Genomic DNA, 16,012 nt, shown 5'->3' with positions numbered 1-16,012 from the left:
TTATTTAATAATTGTAGAACTGATAAAAAATCCCTGCTCAAGAGCAGGGATTTTTGTTTGCGAATACCAAATGGGAGAAACTAAGCGCTGAGCAAAAACTTAGGATTTAGTGCTGTTCTTTAATTAGTTTGTAATTCAACTTTGTATCAAGTGCTTGACCTGTTTCCTTATCGCGAGCTTCAGCAAAATTTTCACCAATAAAGAATTTACGTTGATCGGCATTCTGATCGAGGGTAATCACTGAAGGTTGATTGGCATCAAAACTAAATGTTCCTTTGACTTTAGACTCGTGTTCTTTGCCTTTACCTTGATATTCCTCTGTCAATTCATAGGTTTTATCTGATTTTAACTCAAGCTCAGTTTTAATGCCTTCGCAGTCTGCGCAAGGGAATACCCCTTTATATTCGCCTGCCCAATCTAAGGCATTTTCAGCGCTATCACTGGTAGATACAGAGGGAGTTGTGGTGTTAGTAGATGTTGCTTGTTCAGTTTTTTCAGGTGTTTGTGGTGCTGTCGTTGTATCATTTTTACTACAAGCACTTAATGCAACTAGAGATAGTACGCTAATGAAGATAATTTTTTTCACGTGATTTGACTACCGTATGAGGATGAGTAAAAAATAATCTATTTTAAAATAAGCTTGTACAGTGATCTTGTAAACGTATAAAAGTCTAGATGAAATTTTGACGCTAGCGCCTGAACAGATGTATTTTATTTGGTTGTTTATTAAGCGAATCTGTGTGTTAATTTGCAATAACATCAGTACAATCAGAGCACTTTAAATGGGGTGTGAGTGGTTGCTGTGTTAGAAAAATTGGCAGAAAAAAGTCTCAATGCAATGGGTTGGGAAATTGATAATCATTGGCCACTTGATTTGGATCAATGCGTAATGATTGCTGCACCACATACCAGCAATTGGGATGCACTTTATGCACGCTTAGCATTAAAGGCAATGGGTGTAAATGTCCGCATTACGATTAAAGACAGCTATATGAAATTTCCATTTGGACCTTTTGTTTGCGCAATGGGTGGCATTGGAATTGACCGTCGACCAAAAGTTGAGGGTGAGCAACGTTTAAGTATGGTTGAAGTCATGAGCAACTTATTTAAAGATCATCCCAAGTTGGTCATGTTAGTTACACCTGAAGGTACTCGCGCGAAACAAGAACAGTGGAAAACTGGCTTTTACCATGTTGCAACCAATGCAGGTGTGCCAATTGCATTGGCTTATATGGACTATGCCAAGAAAAAAACGGGTGTAGGCAAGATTGTTTATCCGACTGGGGATTATGAAAAAGATATGGCGGAAATTATGGATTTTTACGCACAAATCCATGCCAAATTCCCAGAAAGCTTTAGTGTAGATCAGCGCTATTATGTTGAATAAAAAATAGGGCATAAGCCCTATTTTTTATGGTGGTTGCAGGTTTATGGCAACGCTTTACAAGGTATATTTTATTTAAGGCTGTATGCCACCTAAATTTTGACAGGCTGCTTTATAAATAAAGAATTGTTGCTCAATCACTTGATCTAAAGGTAAATCAAACAAGTGTTCTCCTTGTTTGTAGCTTTGAATATAGGATTGCGCTTTTTGTTTGCTCGATGCCAATTTGTGCTCATGAAAACTGGTAATCGAGCTGCCCCCCATTTGGGATGTTTCAATGTTATTGCAATGAAACTGAGCATATAATTTTTCGGCTTTACGGATTTCGCTAGATGTGCCAAACATACAACCTGTAAGCAACAGCAGTAGTACAGGCATGAAAATATATTTCATGAGAGATCAATAGGAGGTGTGGGCGTATAAATGACTATTGTATAAATATCTAAAATTAAAACTGTATAGATTTTTTGAACAATTGATCAAAAAATAAAAAAATAGATCTGACATATACATGGGTAAATTGATTTTAGCTGAAAATAACTAAATTCAACCGAGATTAAAATATTCGTCAGAGGAAAAAGTTTTGAATTTAACCCAGCAAAAAATGCATTTTGATGACTTAAATATACGGACGTTTACATCTTCTTCAAGGTCTCTTCAGAATATATCTGAATAATCAGCTTCATGTATGGTGGGATGTCAAAGGTTGCACTGATGTTATTAACACGTTGTAAAAAGTCTTTCGCAATTTTATGTTTAGTTTTGGCCAGTTCAAGTTATGCTGCTGATGTTCCAACAGATATACATGCGATGACAACACCACAAACCATAGCTGTGACACATCTCATTCCAATGACCAGTGCAGTATTGAGCTCAGTTGGTCATTCTGATGATCCAGATATTAAAGAGGCAAGGGAAGAAGAGTCTCCCGTACGTGATTCGAGACCTTTACGTACAACACGGCCCAAGTAGCGAAGTCTTTTGCTTTAAGTCGCTTGTACGATACTACTGAAAACAAGAAAGCAACCTGAAGAGAATAACAAGGTCAAAACACTGTGTTTAAATTGACGCTCTGAAATTTTATAAAATAGTTTTGCACCCAGCATTGCGGGAACACTTACTGCAATGAGTAATAGCAAGGCATAGGGTAATAGTTTGGTCTGTAACGTACCTTGGGCTAAATAAGCTACGAGGGTAAACAGTTGAATGGCAAAATTAAAATGGCGCAATATATAGCGCTGTTCTTGCTTTGGGCGTTGTTTGAGCATGAGCCATGCGGAAGGCAGTGAGCCACAGAACCCGCCCAAGCCACCTAAAATACCGCCCAAAAAACCTATACTGGCATCTGCATAATGACCAGACTGTTGAATCTTTTTAATTTGTGGATTAAACAGCATGATGGGGCACCACAGAATTAAAAATACACCAAGCAATAGCTTGAAAGTATCTGCCTGAATTAAATCTAAAAAATAGCTACCCAAGGGCACGCCAATTAAGCCTGCAATAATATAGGGAAGAACTAATTGTCGCGACGAAGTATGTTGTCCGCGTTCTTGTCTGAGGGAAATCACATGACTCCACACGGAAGCAAGTACCACTAAAGGTGCGGCTAATTGTGGTGGAAGTACCCAAACCCAAAAAGACATGGCCACGAGTGCAAAGGCAAAACCTGTTAAGCCTTGTACAAAGCCTGCAAGCATTGCACCAATGATAAAAATCAGCCAAGTCATGACAATCATATACGTTAATTGAGGCGCTTATCTTAGCGAATTAAAAGTACTTTATTTAAATGCAATTGGCCTAAGCTTAGCTGAAATTACGATATGTCTTGGATATATAAATACAAAAAGGATCTTTTGTGATTACGACTAAAAAAGACGCATATTGCGTCTTTTTGGGGAGAAAGCTATTGAACGGGCAAATGCACAAAGTTCTAAAGTAGCGCTAAAGCTAAAATTTAAGCGGGTACAGTTTTTTGAAATAAGCCTGCACGTACGGTTCCTGCTTTGGTTTCTTTAACTTTATGCCACGTATGAGGGAGTGTCAGTTGGCTTAAATCACGATCGGCTTCAACATAAATAAAGCCTTGGTCTTTAATGAGTGGGTCCGCTAAAGTAGCTAATTCTTGCCATAAATCTAAGCCATACGGCGGATCTAAAAACACCAAATCAAATTGTTGTTTTAAGCTGGGTAAGGCTTGTTGTGCAGTGCTCACTTTGAGTTGAGCTTGTGCCTTGGTCACACGTAGTAACTCAAGGTTTTGGGTTAAAAATTGAGCCTGATTGCGGTCAGGTTCAATCATCACAACTTGGCTTGCACCCCGAGACAGCGCTTCAAAAGCCAAAGCCCCTGAGCCTGCGCAAATATCTAAAACTTGTGCATTTTGCACATCCCACATCAGCCAGTTAAATAGTGTTTCACGTACTCGGTCAGGCGTTGGTCGAAGACCATCAATCGATGCGAATGGGAGTTGGCGACGTTTCCACTCTCCGCCAATAATACGTAATTGATTTTTCATAATTCAACTCATTCTACATCGTTTGATGGTGTAACTGGTGCAGTAATAGGTGCAGATGCTACTGGGCTTGATGCAGGTGCTGCATTGTGGCTATTTGCGTTACTATTGCTTTGAGTCGTTGCATTCGGGTCCGCAGATAATATAGTGCTACCACTAGGCAGTTCACCTGGTTTAATACCAGCAGTCATTAGGCCACCGCTAATTTGATGGTTAGCAGGACGAATAGGGTTTTTCTTACGTTGCAATAACCAATAATCAAAAATTGGACGCGCTAACTGGGCCGCCGAGCCACCATGACGACCATTTTCCCATACTACGGCAATCGCAATTTCAGGATTTTCTGCAGGTGCAAAGCCCACAAACAAACCGTGGTCCAGCTGACGTTCTGTTAATAGTGCTTCGTTGTAACGTTTACCCTGCGCAATACTTTTAACCTGAGCTGTCCCTGTTTTACCTGCAATATGATACATCGGTGTACGAATACCACGGCCTGTACCGCTTTCCACTACATCAACCATCGCATCACGCATTTTGATCCAATCTTCAGGCTTACCATTAAATTCGATATGGCCATCAGGTGCATTGTGTGCTTTATAGGCTTTAAAGCCTTTACTGTCACGGAGTACATGGGGAGTCACATGCGCGCCCTGATTGGCTGTGATTGCGGTTGCCATGGCTAGTTGTAGTGGTGTAGCTGTAAAAGCACCTTGGCCAATACTGACTGAAATGGTTTCACCTTTGAGCCATTTTGACTTACGGGTACGCATTTTCCATTCAGGGCTTGGGTATAGACCTTCACTTTCACTTGGTAAATCTACGCCAGTTTTCGAACCAAAACCAAATTGGCGCATCCAAGTGTTCATTTTTTCAATACCCATACGATACGACAGGATATAGAAATAAGTATCACAGGAAACGTTTTGAGCTTTATGCATATTCACAGAACCGTGACCTGTTTTTTTATGGTCACGGAAGCGGTGGCTATCACCTGGTAAAGTGAAATAACCCGGATCGGCAATCGCCGTATTCCAATCCACTAAATTATAGTGCAACCCACCCATACCAAACATTGGTTTAATGGTCGAACCTGGTGGGTACGCGCCTTGTACAGCACGGTTATATAGTGGCTGATCTAAATTATCACGTAGTGCGCTATAGTCCTTGCTGCTAATCCCTGTCACAAAAAGGTTGGGGTTAAAGCTTGGGCTAGACACGAGCGCTAAAATTTCACCTGTACGTGGGTCCATGGCAATAATTGCACCACGGCGCCCCGCCAGTTGTTCTGAGGCAATGGTTTGCAAGCCATAATCTAAAGATAAAAACAGATCATTACCGCGAACAGGATCTTTACGGCCTAAATGACGTAACACATTTCCGTGCGCATCTGCTTCAACAGATTCATTGCCAGGTAAACCATGTAATAACTCTTCATAAGACTTTTCTACCCCAATTTTACCAATCAGGTTTGTCCCCGCGTAGAGGTCTTTATCAATACTTTTTAGTTCTTTGTCATTAATACGCCCGACATAACCAATCACATGGGCAAACAGTTCGCCATGTGGATAATAGCGCGTCATTTGGGTCTCTATATTGACCCCAGGGAACTGATATTTAACTTCACTAAATTTGGCAATCTCAATTTCATTTAAATTGAGTTTAAGTGCCACACGTTCGGTTTTTTTAGAGGTTTTAATACGACTTTTGAAGCGATCAATATCCTCTTCAGTCAAATTTAAAATTGGAATTAAACGTGCAACAGTGTCATCAATATCAGGAATATCTGCACGGCTCATGGTGGCAGAAAATACTGGATAATTATCTGCCAGCAATACGCCATTGCGGTCATAAATATAACCACGAGCAGGTGCTAAAGGCTGTAGGCGAATACGGTTTTGATCTGATGCCGTTGAAAACTCTTGATAACTGCTGATTTGGAGATAGGCATAACGCACCACCAACAACAGCATAAAGAAAATAACGATACCCGCTGAAATCAGTACCCGATTGCGATAAATGCGCTTTTCTTGCTGTACATTTTTTAAAGGAAAGTGCTGCTTCATACGCGATCGGCTTGACTCAGAAACTGGAGGGAAATTTGAAGATCAATATTCTAACGCAAATGCAGTTTTTTTGATAAATAAAAAAAGTCCGTTTCGTATGTTCTGTTTAAACTTTGACTTTGCAGACATGAAAAAGGTAAATTCCAGTATATAAGGATGCGAATAATTCTGATAAAGTCAAATCGCATAAAAATAGGAAATCTATTACAAATATAATTAAGGAAGATGGTGGAAATAATGAACAAAGTTTATTCTTTGTTAGCTTTCATATTGGTGACCAATGCTGCCTATGCCCAAGACAATAGCTTTCTGCCAGAAGCAAAGCTAAAGCAGGGCGATGCGCAGACATTGAACCTCGGGGTCGGTTTTACGCAAAAAATGATCCATTTAAATACCGAATGGGTGAATCCATACGGCATTGCTTATGTGAAAGGCGGTGTATATTTAAATGATGATCATACTGCAGGTGGGCAAGTTGGTTTTCGCTACCCAGTGCAATTTACAGGTAAAGATAAAAACGGTTATTACCTAGGTGTATACGCAGGCCATATTGACAGTAAAAAAGTCGATAATAGCTATGAAAGTCGCTTAGGCGGTGGTGTGGATTTAGCCTATGTCATGATGAGCCGTGAACGTATCAGCACATTTAGTGTGGGTATTGGTGCGGGTGAAAAACTCACGAATCAGGATGGCACTGTTGCTGCAGAAACAAAACCGCAGCTACAATTCTCCTATACTATAAGTATAGGATTATAGTAACAATATTCTCTGTGATCTCTTTAGAATTGACTTAATAAAATTAAATATGGAAATGATACATGCTTGAGTACGTCAGTGAATTATGGCAAACCTTTACGCAACGTCCAGATTTTTGGGCCGTGCTCAGCATTATCCCTGTTACTGCATTTGTTACATGGGCACATGTATGGATGGCGCTAAAAATGGTGTTTTACCCAATTAATTTTTGGGGTTTCCATGTAGGTCCATTGCCTGTGGGTTGGCAGGGGATTGTGCCACGTAAAGCGGGTCGTATCTCTGGGATTATTACCGATAATACGCTATCAAAATTAGGCTCTCTACAAGAGTTTTTAAATGCGATGGACCCTGAAGACATGGCGCGTATTATTGGTGAGCAAGTGGGCTTTGAGCTCGAACATCTCATTGATGAAGTCATGATTGATCGTAATGCCGTGCTGTGGGAAAACCTTCCATATTCGATCAAACGTCGAATTTATGCGCAAGCGCAAAAACAATTGCCGGGTACCTTAAAAGAACTTGTGACTGAACTGACCATGAACGTTGAGTCACTGGTCAACATGCGCGACATGGTGGTCAGTCAAATGGAAGGCGATCGTAAGCTTATGGTACGCATGTTCTTAAAGGTAGGCCAAAAAGAGATCAACTTTATTTGGCATATTAGTGCACTTATTGGGATGTTCTTTGGTATTTTCCAAATGATCGTTTGGTTTGTGGTGCCTTGGCATTGGACAGTTCCATTTTGGGCAGCCATTTGGGGCTTCTTGACCAACTGGATTGCTATTTGGATGGTGTTTAACCCTGTAGAGCCACACTACGTACGCTATCCACAGTTTTTTGAGTTGACCAAGGGGCGCAAATTCCCATGGATTAAACCTGTAATTCCACGTATGGGAACTTACAATATTCAAGGTGCATTTATGAAGCGCCAAGAAGAAGTGTCTGATGTCTTTGCCAGTGTAGTCACTGAAGAATTAATCACCTTAAAGTCGATTATGACGGAAATGATGTATGGTTCTAAAAAAGACAAAACGCGCCGTATTGTGAAGCGCCATATTAATGAAATTATGGAAACACCATTGGTAAGAACGTCTTTACAGCTGTCTTTAGGACCAAAAGAATACGCAAAACTCAAGACAGACTTGATTGACCGCTCAATAGAAATTACGATGGTGCCTGTATGCGACCCTGCGTTTAATGCGAGCCGTGCACAGAAAATCTTTCAAATGTTTAAAGAACGTATCCGTGAGTTAACGCCAAAAGAATTTCAAAACCTATTACGACCTGCTTTTCAGGAAGATGAATGGATTTTGATTGTACTTGGGGGTGTAACTGGTTTTATCGCTGGTACAATACATTTGTTCGTGGCTTTCTTATAATTAGATGCTGGCCAGCAAGATCGAATTTGATTGATCATCGCTGAGCAGTGTCATACATATTGTTTTAAATGAGGATGTTTATTTATGCGCATTATTTTACTCGGACCACCTGGAGCAGGTAAAGGTACACAAGCTCAGCTGATCTGTAAGCGCTACAATGTCCCACAAATTTCAACCGGTGATATGCTCCGTGCTGCAATTCGTGAAGGAACTGAACTAGGCCTTAAAGCTAAAAGCGTGATGGACAACGGTGGCTTGGTTTCAGATGAGCTGATTATTGGTCTTGTAAAAGAACGTATTGCTCAACCTGACTGTGTAAACGGCTGCATCTTCGACGGTTTCCCTCGTACAATTCCACAAGCGGAAGCGTTGGAAAATGAAGGCATCAATATCGATCACGTGATTGAAATTGATGTACCAGACGAAGAAATCGTTCAACGTCTTTCTGGTCGTCGTCAGCACCCTGCATCTGGTCGTGTTTACCATATCGTCTACAACCCACCAAAAGTGGAAGGTAAAGATGACGAAACTGGTGAAGATCTTGTACAACGTCCAGATGACCAAGAAGAAACGATCCGTAAACGTTTAGCTTCATATCATACTGAAACAGAACAATTGGTTGGTTTCTACCAAGGCCGTGCGGCTTCTGGTGAAAATGCACCTACGTATGACAAATTGAATGGTCTTCGTCCAATCGAGAACGTTCAAACTGATTTGTTTGCGATTTTAGATCAGTCAAAATAATTCGATTTTTCGAATTTTGACTTTCAAAGAGCCCTAAGTCATATTAGGGCTCTTTTTGTTGGTTTTGATAAATAGGTTAAATCATGGAAATAGGTGTTGTTTTAATGATGCTGGTGACGGTTGCTGTCGTTATTGGTGTTTCTGTGATGAGTTATAAAATGCTGGTAAATGTACGTAAGCAAGAAGCTTTAGAACGAAAACAAGCAGGTGCTCCAGAGCGCCAATTGCATCCTAAAATTAAACAACAACAAGATCAAAATAATAAATAAGCCATTGATTTTGGATCATTCATAAAAAAGCTGAACTTAAAGTTCAGCTTTGCTGTTTTTGATTTGTATGGGGCGGGTTGCGCCAAATTCAAAGCGGTCTGGCCAGTTGCAAACATCGGACACAATGCATTCATTACATTTGGGTTTACGTGCAATACAGCAATAACGACCATGTAAAATGAGCCAATGATGAGAGTCTACAATAAATTCTTTGGGGATGACTTTTACTAAGCGGTGTTCGACTTCGAGCACATTTTTGCCTACCGCTAATCCAGTACGATTACCTAAACGAAAAATATGTGTATCTACCGCCATTGTAGGTTGGCCAAATGCAGTATTCAGCACCACATTGGCCGTTTTACGTCCTACACCGGGTAAGGCTTCAAGGTCGGCACGGTTATTTGGCACAATACTGTTATGCTTTTCAATGAGCATTTTGCAGGCTTTAATCACATTTTCGGCTTTTGAATTATATAAACCAATGGTCTTGATATATTCTTTGAGTCCTTCTACACCTAGGGCATAAATGGCTTCAGGAGTATTGGCAACGGGGAATAATTTATCTGTGGCTTTATTTACGCTTACATCGGTCGCTTGTGCGGACAGCGTGACGGCAACCAATAATTCAAAAGGATTAGAATAATTGAGTTCTGTTTCTGGGTGCGGACGCTGCGCTCTTAAGCGTTCAAAAAAAGTCTGAATTTGCTTTTTAGTCATGTTTTTTACAGTCATGCAGATGCTCCTTGCAATGCATTGAGTTGTGCAGTTAGTTGCTCAAGCATTTGGCGTTTATTGGCATCCTCACGCACACTAAGCTGTTTTTCTAACTTCTTAATTTGTGTGCGAATTTTAGCTAATTCAATCGTGGTTTTTGCATCCAGTTTAACCGCAACTGGTTCAGGTTTTTCAGCCACTTGTATGTCAGGCATAGCGGTAGATTGCGCAGAAAATTGAGCAAAAAGAGCAGTATCAATTTCAGCACGAACAACAGGCCCTTTACGATCTACACGACGCTTTTCTTCACGTTGAATGTGTGAGTAATAACGATCACGTAAATCATTTTGCTCAGCAATACGAATAAGGTCTGTCGGAACATTTTGTAAATCTTCGACCAAATCAATGCAGTCTACAGGGCAGGGTGGAATACATAGTTCACAACCTGTGCATAAATCGGTCAAAATGGTATGCATCAGTTTGCCAGAGCCAATGATGGCATCTACTGGGCAGGCACTAATACATTTGGTGCAACCAATACATTCATCTTCACGAATAACGGCTTTCATTCGTTGTGGGCGACCATCGCTCTGTGTTGGCCAAACACTTTCTTCAGCGGTCAGTTTGTCACGACCTAACAAACTGGCGAGTGCATCAGCAACAGGCTGACCACCTGGAACACATTTGTTGGCATCTTCACCTTCCGCAATCGATTTGGCATAAGGTAAGCAACCATCGCGGTGACCACATAAGCCACACTGGGTTTGTGGTAACAAGGCATCGATACTTTGGATAAGGGAAAATTGAGTGTTCATGTGAAACCAAAACTGCGGGGCAGACAAAATGTTAAAAAATGGCTGAAAAGCAATACTAGCATGTTTTTGAACATAATTCTTCTGCACGAAAATAGCACTATAAATGCATTAAAATCGCGCAAAAAAGTAATCTAATATATGCATAAAAGTTATTAAATGTATAACTAAAAGTGTTGTTAGTTTTAATTAAATTGCTGTTGTTAAACAAAAAATAAAGTTTTTTTAAAAAACTGTTGCTGAATGTAAACAAAAGATATTTAATGTTTTGCGCCAAAATAAATCATTGATTGAAATTTTGACCAATTTTGATCCATTTCTGCTGAGGATTAAGCGTTGAAATACAACAGCCTTAACGACTTCCTAGATTACGTAAAATCACGTGATGCTCATCAACCAGAATTTCTTCAAGCTGTTGAAGAAGTAATGACCAGTCTTTGGCCATTCATTGAAAAGAATCCACAATATGCTGATTATGGTCTACTTGAACGCCTAGTAGAACCTGAACGTGCGATTCAATTCCGTGTATCTTGGGTTGATGACAAAGGTCAAACGCATGTAAACCGTGCTTTCCGTGTTCAATATAACTCGGCAATTGGTCCATTCAAGGGTGGTATGCGTTTCCACCCATCTGTAAACCTTTCAATTCTTAAATTCTTAGGTTTCGAACAAACATTTAAAAACGCATTGACTACTTTGCCTATGGGCGGTGGTAAAGGCGGTTCAGATTTTGACCCTAAAGGTAAATCTGAAGGCGAAATTATGCGTTTCTGCCAAGCGCTTATGATCGAGCTTTACCGTCACCTTGGTTCTAACACGGACATCCCTGCGGGCGATATCGGTGTTGGTGGCCGTGAAGTTGGCTACATGGCGGGTATGATGAAGAAGCTCAGCAATGACACTTCAAGCGTATTCACTGGTAAAGGTTTGACTTTCGGTGGCTCATTGGCTCGTCCAGAAGCAACAGGTTACGGTACTGTGTATTTCGCTGAGGAAATGCTTAAGACTCGTGGCGATAGCTTTAAAGACAAAGTGGTAACGATTTCAGGTTCTGGTAACGTTGCTCAATTCGCTGCTGATAAAGCAATGTACCTAGGTGCGAAAGTGGTTTCACTTTCTGACTCTGCTGGTACTGTATACGTAAAAGACGGTTTCACAACTGAACTTCTTGCTGAAGTGATGGAACTTAAAAACGTTAAACGTGGCCGTATTTCTGAGTTTGCGTCTAAACACGGTTTTGAATACCTTGAAGGCAAACGTCCTTGGGGTATTAAGTGCGACATCGCGCTTCCATGTGCAACTCAAAATGAATTAGATGAAGCTGATGCTGAAGCTCTTCTTGCAAATGGCGCAATCTGTGTTGCTGAAGGCGCGAACATGCCTTCAACTTTGGCTGCAGTAGAGAAATTTGTAGAAGCGAAAATTCTTTATGCACCAGGTAAAGCATCAAATGCGGGCGGTGTTGCAACTTCTGGTCTTGAAATGTCACAAAACGCAATCCGTTTGGGTTGGACATTTGAAGAAGTTGATGAGCGTCTACACGCGATCATGAAAGAAATTCACCGTAACTGCGTGAAATTCGGTACTGAAGAAGACGGTACTGTGAACTATGTAAATGGCGCGAACATCGCTGGCTTCGTAAAAGTTGCTGATGCAATGCTTGCTCAAGGCGTTTACTAAGTTCTACGCAAGTTCGAATTAAAAAAACCGAGGCTAATGCCTCGGTTTTTTTATGCGCTTTAAAAGCCAAAGCTTGATATGCGCGAAGTAGGGTGAATCCTATATTCGTTACTGCTTCAGCGATGCTTAAAGCTTATAGCGTGCCTTTTACCGCTTCACGCTCTACAGCCATATCATAGATATAGGCATATTTAGATTGATCCGCAGCTGGGTTTTTCAGCTCATAACGTTTAATACGGATGATCTGACGCTCATTTGGGCTGTGTTGAAAGCCTTCAATTTGGTCGTAGAACAATGTCCAGTCTTTATCAACTTGGGTTTTTATCCCATTTTCTGCATATTTAATTTCACGCACTTGTAAACAAGTTTGTCGTGCAACGCCTGTGCATTGTTTGGTTTCAGGGCTGATTTCTAAAAAGATGGTTTCAGCTTGAGTTTGGTATTTCGTTTCAGGTGTCATTTTTCCAGTAAAAACATACTGCTTACCATTTTTTGCTGTCAGCGTTAGGGTCGGCGCATTGATGTCATTTAAATTGAATAAAAATGCGGTTTTACCGCCATCAAAAATTTGACTTGCAATGCCTTCTTGTTGCATACGGTCTTGTGGGCAAGCCATCATTGTAGCGGCCATATTCCCTGTAACAATCGTATTATTTTCAGCTTTCCAGCTTGTACTTAAGTTATTACAGCTGGTTGAAATACCAAGCGTACCATTATTCAGGAAATTTAAAACCAAAGGCTTTTCTGAACCTGTATTGGTGCTCCATTGGTATGAACTTAAAGTCTTACTTGCATTTTGCTGTTGTAATACAGACACGGCTAGATCTCCTGCTTTTTGTAGATCAGCGGTTTGGCAGGCAGCCAGTGTGAGTGGAAAAAGAGCAATGGCTAAAAATTTTAATTTCATATTTTAGTCTACAAATAATTGATTTAAATAACAGAATTTAGAATACATAAATTAAATCATAAACTAATGGATACATTTTGGGCATTTAAGTATCAAAATGTATCCATAAATAAATATTTGTTAATATATAAAAATAAATTATTAAATGCTTTTAAATTAGTCAAAGCGATAAATGTCACGTCCTAAAGCGCCCATAGAATAGCTATGATGCACAATGTTAAAACGGTTGCCAGTGCCCATGGCAAAGAACAGTGGTGCAAAGTGTTCTAGGGTTGGATGATTACGCATGACATAGGGGATCTCTTGCCAATCAAGCACTGCATCAAAATCATGGTGTTGTAATTTAGCCACGACATAATTACGAAATACTGAGCACCATTCAGGAGTGGTTGGCTTAGGATTTTGCCATTCGATTTCACGTAAATTGTGGGTAATACTGCCAGAACCAATCAGTAAAATTTGCTGTTCACGCAGCACCGCTAAAGCGCGTCCAATCTTATAAATTCGTTCAGCGGATAAGTTCATTGGCAATGAAATAGAAATGAGTGGAATATCTGCTTCTGGGTACATGTGTAGCAAAGGCATCCACACGCCGTGATCACGTGGACGTGTGTTATTGGCATGCGCTTCAAATCCTGCTTGAGCCAGTAGTTCTAAAATATGCTCAGCAAGCTCAGGCTGACCGGGCGCTGGATAGCGTATCTCATAGAGTTCGCTCGGAAAGCCACGGAAGTCATGCCATGTTTCAGGACGTGAAGCTGTACTGACTTCTATATCTTTACTCTCCCAATGGGCCGACATCACAATAATGGCTTTGGGCTTTGGTAGGTTAAGACTCAGGCGTTCGAGTGCAGGCCCAATTTGCTCGGGATTGATGGCTAACATTGGAGAGCCATGAGAAATGAATAAGCCAGGCAAAGTCTGTAGCTTCATAGGAGAGATATGCCCTAAATAAATTTAGGCATGTACATTTACATGCCCAAAATGAAAAAGTGAATCTTTATAACATGATTCTACACAGGAATAAGTGTGTAAAAATGACAGTTGAATTTAAGTGAAATTAACCTGCACGATGGTAAGGGTGGTTATTATTAATACTCATGGCTCTGTAAAGTTGTTCAATCAGCATCACGCGTACCATTGGGTGAGGCAGGGTGAGCTTTGAAAGCGACCAATGCCATGCAGCAGCCTTACGCACGGCCTCAGAGTGTCCATCTGGCCCACCAATCGCCAACACAATATCATTGCCTTCAAGCATCCATCCTTTCATGGTTTCTGCCAGCTTTTCTGTACTGAACTCACGGCCACCGACTTCTAAAGCAATGAGTACTTCATTGTGCTTCATTGCATTTAAAATACTGTCACCTTCAATTTGGCGGTATTTTAAAATGTCAGCTTCAGAATCGTTTTTGCCTCGTTTTGCCATAGGCAATTCAATAATCTGCGTTTGTACAAAAGGCTGAATACGTTTGAAATAATCTTCAAATCCAGTAAGTACCCAAGCAGGCATTTTTTGGCCAATGGTCAAAATACGAATTTTCATAGTGAGCAGGGTAACAACAAGAAACGCCTATTATAACGATGTAATACGCTATTGCGAATTTCAGACACAAAATGCAATTGAATTAGGTCGAATATTGTTGCTTTAATATCCGAATAGCGTCTGTGGTCTACGCCATAACTGGTCAAAATAATGATATAAAACCATCAGTAGTGAGAATAATAATAATGCCTCAACCCTGCAAAAACTCTGTTCAATCCCTTGGTTTAATCCTTAGCCTTTTATCGTTATTCAGTTTGAGTTCTATAAGCTTTGCTGCTGTACCTGCAGATGCTAAAAATTTGCGTGTATATATGGAGCAAGTGATTGGTGCTCAAGCAGGTCGTCATGCCAAAAACATTCAAGAGTTAAATCGAGTATCGGCATGGATACGCGAGCAAATGCGCTTGTTTGGTGTGCCGTGTCAGTATCAAAACTATACGGCAAATAGTTTGCCTTATCGTAATGTGGTGTGCTCTTTAAATGCGGGTAAAAAACAAAAGGTGATTGTGGGAGCACATTATGATGTGTTGGAAGACACCACGGGTGCTGATGATAATGCCTCTGGTGTGGCAGGCGTGATAGAGGTTGCACGTATTTTGGCCACAGAAAAAACCAGTTTAAAACATAATGTCGATTTTGTTTTTTATACTTTGGCTGAGCCACCATATTTTGGAACAGAAAATATGGGAAGTTTTATTCATGCTAAGTCTGTAGCCAAGCAAAAACAAAATATTGCTGGGGTATATATTTTAGAGATGATTGGCTATTTTGATGAAAATGAGGTGCAACAATATCCAGCAGGATTAAAGTGGATTTACCCAGCACATGGTAATTTTATTGCTGCAGTGGGTAATTTAATGTCACGTGATTTGACTTATGACTATTGCGCAGCCATGAGAAAACTCAATCAACTGCAATGTGAGCGTTTGATTGCACCAAGTTTTATGCAAGATTTAGATTTTTCAGATCATTTGAATTATTGGAAATTTGATTTCCCTGCGATAACCATTACAGATACCGCGATGTACCGCAATAAATACTATCACACTCGTCAAGATACTTTGGATCGTTTAGATACCGAAAAAATGGGGCAAGTGGTGAATGGCGTTGTCAAAATGCTACTTAACTGAGAAGCATAAAAAACGCAGTCCAGAAAGCCATCGGACTGCGAAAGGTGGTTACCAACCTGGAGATGTTGGTAGCCATTCTAGATGTAATCATCTAAGAGCAAAAAAGAAACATACAG

18 protein-coding genes are annotated in these 16,012 nt (G+C 40.4%); 8 read left to right on the top strand and 10 right to left on the bottom strand.

What is annotated here, in order from left to right:
* Positions 1-106: 106 nt before the first annotated feature.
* The gene (locus C9E88_RS11905) at positions 107-586 is read right to left on the bottom strand and encodes a copper resistance protein NlpE (RefSeq protein ID WP_106986148.1); all 480 of its coding nucleotides are present in this window, start codon (positions 584-586) and stop codon (positions 107-109) included.
* A gap of 216 nt (positions 587-802) precedes the next feature.
* On the opposite strand from C9E88_RS11905, the gene C9E88_RS11900 reads away from it, so the two are divergent.
* Entirely contained in the window at positions 803-1,387 is a 585-nt protein-coding gene (locus C9E88_RS11900; RefSeq protein WP_106986160.1) for a 1-acyl-sn-glycerol-3-phosphate acyltransferase, read from the top strand.
* Positions 1,388-1,459: 72 nt separating this feature from the next.
* Here the strand turns inward: C9E88_RS11900 and C9E88_RS11895 are convergent, their stop codons facing one another.
* Entirely contained in the window at positions 1,460-1,777 is a 318-nt protein-coding gene (locus tag C9E88_RS11895; protein ID WP_106986147.1) for a hypothetical protein, read from the bottom strand.
* Between the two features lie 321 nt (positions 1,778-2,098).
* Between C9E88_RS11895 and C9E88_RS11890 the strand changes: the two genes are divergently transcribed.
* Positions 2,099-2,356 carry a hypothetical protein gene (locus tag C9E88_RS11890; RefSeq protein WP_120366151.1) on the top strand — a complete coding sequence of 86 codons (258 nt, stop codon included), beginning with the start codon at positions 2,099-2,101 and terminating at the stop codon, positions 2,354-2,356.
* 14 nt (positions 2,357-2,370) lie between these two features.
* Here the strand turns inward: C9E88_RS11890 and C9E88_RS11885 are convergent, their stop codons facing one another.
* From C9E88_RS11885 to mrdA, 3 genes are all read right to left on the bottom strand, one after another.
* Positions 2,371-3,114: a sulfite exporter TauE/SafE family protein gene (locus C9E88_RS11885; protein WP_106986159.1), complete on the bottom strand. Its 744-nt coding sequence runs from the start codon at positions 3,112-3,114 to the stop codon at positions 2,371-2,373.
* A gap of 227 nt (positions 3,115-3,341) precedes the next feature.
* Positions 3,342-3,902, bottom strand: a complete 561-nt coding sequence (gene rsmD, locus C9E88_RS11880) for a 16S rRNA (guanine(966)-N(2))-methyltransferase RsmD (RefSeq protein WP_106986145.1) — start codon at positions 3,900-3,902, stop codon at positions 3,342-3,344.
* Positions 3,903-3,910: 8 nt separating this feature from the next.
* On the bottom strand, positions 3,911-5,962 hold the full coding sequence (gene mrdA, locus C9E88_RS11875; protein ID WP_106986144.1) for a penicillin-binding protein 2: 2,052 nt from the start codon (positions 5,960-5,962) through the stop codon (positions 3,911-3,913).
* A 237-nt stretch (positions 5,963-6,199) separates the two neighbouring features.
* On the opposite strand from mrdA, the gene C9E88_RS11870 reads away from it, so the two are divergent.
* From C9E88_RS11870 to C9E88_RS11855, 4 genes are all read left to right on the top strand, one after another.
* Entirely contained in the window at positions 6,200-6,718 is a 519-nt protein-coding gene (locus C9E88_RS11870) for a hypothetical protein (protein WP_106986143.1), read from the top strand.
* 62 nt (positions 6,719-6,780) lie between these two features.
* Positions 6,781-8,097 (top strand): DUF445 domain-containing protein, encoded by a 1,317-nt coding sequence (locus C9E88_RS11865; RefSeq protein WP_106986142.1) that lies wholly within the window; start codon positions 6,781-6,783, stop codon positions 8,095-8,097.
* Between the two features lie 84 nt (positions 8,098-8,181).
* A complete protein-coding gene (gene adk, locus C9E88_RS11860; protein WP_106986141.1) occupies positions 8,182-8,841 on the top strand; it encodes an adenylate kinase in 660 nt (219 codons plus the stop codon).
* 83 nt (positions 8,842-8,924) lie between these two features.
* Positions 8,925-9,110 carry a hypothetical protein gene (locus tag C9E88_RS11855; protein ID WP_106986140.1) on the top strand — a complete coding sequence of 62 codons (186 nt, stop codon included), beginning with the start codon at positions 8,925-8,927 and terminating at the stop codon, positions 9,108-9,110.
* 36 nt (positions 9,111-9,146) lie between these two features.
* Here the strand turns inward: C9E88_RS11855 and nth are convergent, their stop codons facing one another.
* A complete protein-coding gene (gene nth, locus C9E88_RS11850; protein ID WP_106986139.1) occupies positions 9,147-9,842 on the bottom strand; it encodes an endonuclease III in 696 nt (231 codons plus the stop codon).
* Entirely contained in the window at positions 9,839-10,639 is an 801-nt protein-coding gene (locus C9E88_RS11845; RefSeq protein ID WP_106986158.1) for an RnfABCDGE type electron transport complex subunit B, read from the bottom strand. The genes nth and C9E88_RS11845 overlap by 4 nt, the downstream gene beginning before the upstream one ends.
* Positions 10,640-10,972: 333 nt before the next feature.
* Between C9E88_RS11845 and gdhA the strand changes: the two genes are divergently transcribed.
* On the top strand, positions 10,973-12,316 hold the full coding sequence (gdhA, locus tag C9E88_RS11840; RefSeq protein ID WP_106986138.1) for an NADP-specific glutamate dehydrogenase: 1,344 nt from the start codon (positions 10,973-10,975) through the stop codon (positions 12,314-12,316).
* Between the two features lie 133 nt (positions 12,317-12,449).
* Here the strand turns inward: gdhA and C9E88_RS11835 are convergent, their stop codons facing one another.
* From C9E88_RS11835 to rlmH, 3 genes are all read right to left on the bottom strand, one after another.
* The gene (locus C9E88_RS11835) at positions 12,450-13,223 is read right to left on the bottom strand and encodes a DUF4377 domain-containing protein (RefSeq protein ID WP_106986137.1); all 774 of its coding nucleotides are present in this window, start codon (positions 13,221-13,223) and stop codon (positions 12,450-12,452) included.
* Between the two features lie 156 nt (positions 13,224-13,379).
* The gene (locus tag C9E88_RS11830) at positions 13,380-14,156 is read right to left on the bottom strand and encodes a dioxygenase family protein (RefSeq protein ID WP_106986136.1); all 777 of its coding nucleotides are present in this window, start codon (positions 14,154-14,156) and stop codon (positions 13,380-13,382) included.
* A 127-nt stretch (positions 14,157-14,283) separates the two neighbouring features.
* Positions 14,284-14,766 (bottom strand): 23S rRNA (pseudouridine(1915)-N(3))-methyltransferase RlmH, encoded by a 483-nt coding sequence (gene rlmH, locus C9E88_RS11825; protein WP_106986135.1) that lies wholly within the window; start codon positions 14,764-14,766, stop codon positions 14,284-14,286.
* Between the two features lie 185 nt (positions 14,767-14,951).
* Between rlmH and C9E88_RS11820 the strand changes: the two genes are divergently transcribed.
* Entirely contained in the window at positions 14,952-15,896 is a 945-nt protein-coding gene (locus C9E88_RS11820; RefSeq protein ID WP_410160619.1) for a M28 family peptidase, read from the top strand.
* The last annotated feature ends 116 nt before the right edge of the window (positions 15,897-16,012 follow it).

The organism is Acinetobacter cumulans, assembly GCF_003024525.3.
Lineage (GTDB): Bacteria > Pseudomonadota > Gammaproteobacteria > Pseudomonadales > Moraxellaceae > Acinetobacter > Acinetobacter cumulans.
Note: the sequence above shows the minus strand (reverse complement) of the source record. Positions and strands in the feature narration are given on the sequence as shown.